This is a genomic window from Pseudomonas sp. BS-2016, from assembly GCF_001806145.1.
Lineage (GTDB): Bacteria > Pseudomonadota > Gammaproteobacteria > Pseudomonadales > Pseudomonadaceae > Aquipseudomonas > Aquipseudomonas lundensis.
Map to the genome: position 1 here is coordinate 1 of NZ_MLCT01000214.1, position 2,015 is coordinate 2,015.

Annotated in this window: 1 pseudogene; it reads right to left on the reverse strand. The window is 61.2% G+C overall.

Annotation, left to right across the window (positions count from 1 at the left end):
- Positions 1-2,015: pseudogene (locus BKD70_RS23900) on the reverse strand (NAD-glutamate dehydrogenase domain-containing protein); the annotation flags it as partial.

Here is a 2,015-nt window from a genome sequence, read left to right on the forward strand (position 1 = left end):
CCTTGATCAGGTCCAGGTAGCGACGCAGGATGCGGTCTTCGTTGAGCACCTGAACGTCGTCCAGGGCGCTGAGGATCGCTTGCTCCAGGCGTTGCTGCTTGTCTTCCAGGTCGTCGGCAGTGAGCTTGCGCGCCAGGTAGAAGCGGGTCTTGAACAACCGGGTCAACTCGCGGGCGATGTCGGTGTGGTTGTTCAGGGTGCTGGCGATGTAACCCAGGTCGAAGCCCAGGCGAATCTGCTTCAGGTAACGGGCATAGGCACGCAGCAGCGCCACGTCGCGCCATGGCAGGCCGGCAGTGAGGACCAGGCGGTTGAACGCATCGTTCTCGGCATCGCCATGCACGATGTGCACGAATGCATCCTGCAGGGTGTCGTTGAGCTGCTGGATATCCAGGTTCACGCCTTCGGCGGCGATGAACGCAAAGTCATGGATCCAGAACTCACGGCCATTGGCATGGCGCAGGCGATACGGGAACTCGCCCAGCACACGCAGGCCGAGGTTTTCCAGAATCGGCAGCACGTCGGACAACGCCAGCGGCGTATCGGCGTGATACAGCTTGCAATGCAGCTCGCGCTGGCCGGAGACCTGGCCCAGCGGCTGATAGAAGCTCATTACCAGCGGGTTGGCTTCGGTCAGGCTGTTGAGGTGCTGCATGTCGACCACAGCCGAATGCGCGGCGAAACGCTCGCGGTAGCCAGCCGGGAAGCCTTTGGGGAAATCCGCCAGCACGTTGGTGCCCTGGGCTTCGCCGAAGCTTTCCACTACCAGGCTGGCGTAGTCGTCCTGCCAGCTGCGGCAGGCCTGCACCACTTCTTTTTCCAGTTGCAGCGGGTCGATGTCCAGGCGGTTCTTCGGGTCAACCCGCAGAATCAGTTGTACACGGGCAAGCACGGACTCGGAGAAGAAGGTCCAGAACTCGCAGTCCGAGGCCTTCAGGCGGTCCATCAGCACTTGCTGGATCTTCTGGCGTACTTCGGTGGAGTAGATGTCGCGTGGCACGTACGCCAGGCAGTAGCAGAAACGACCATAGGGGTCTTTGCGCAGGAACACGCGGATCTTGTTGCGTTCCTGGATCTGCACAATCGACATCACGGTGCTGAACAGCTCGTCGACCGGAGTCTGGAACAGGTCGTCACGGGGCAGTACTTCCACCACCTGGGCAAGCTCTTTACCCAGGTGCGCCTTGGCCTGGAAACCCGAACGACGTTCGATTTCCGCGACCTTGCGACGGATGTAAGGGATCACCCGCACGCTTTCGCCGTACACCGAGGAGGTGTACAGGCCCATGAAACGGTGTTCCTTGATGACCTTGCCGTCGGCGCTGATCTCGCGGATCGACACGTAGTCCGGGTAAGCCGGACGGTGCACGCGGCTTGGGTGGGCGGCCTTGGCGAACGACAGTACGGTCGGCTCGCGCAGGTAGGCCACGGCGTAGTCTTCGATGCGCAGGTCTTCGGCGGTAAGGCCGGCGCGCAGCAGCTTGGTCAGACCGAGGAAAGAGCTTGCGTCATATTCGATATGACCGCCGTCCGCCTCGTCACGTACCACGAACTCTTCGTAGCCCAGGAAGGTGAAATGGTTGCCCACCAGCCATTCGAGGAAGTTCTTGATTTCGGCTTTTTCTTCGCCGTCGATGGCGAACGCGCTGGCGTCGATACCGGCCAGCAGGTCCTGGACCTTGGCTTTCATCGGTTCGAAATCGGCCACAGCCACGCGTACTTCACCCAGCACCTGCTCAAGCTCTTTGCTCAGCACGTTCAGTTCGGCGGCGTTGGCGCAGCGGTCGATCTCCAGGTACATCAGCGATTCTTGCAGGATGCCTTCGCCCTGGGTGCCCTTGGGCAGGATTTCCAGCAGCTCGCCCTTGCTGCCACGACGCACGCTGAGCACGGTGGTTTGCAGGGTATGGATGCTGTAGCCGCGGCGATTCAGCTCGGTGCGTACCGAGTCGACCAGAAACGGCAGGTCATGGTGCAGCACTTCGACCGCAGTGTGGGTCGATTGCCAGCCATGA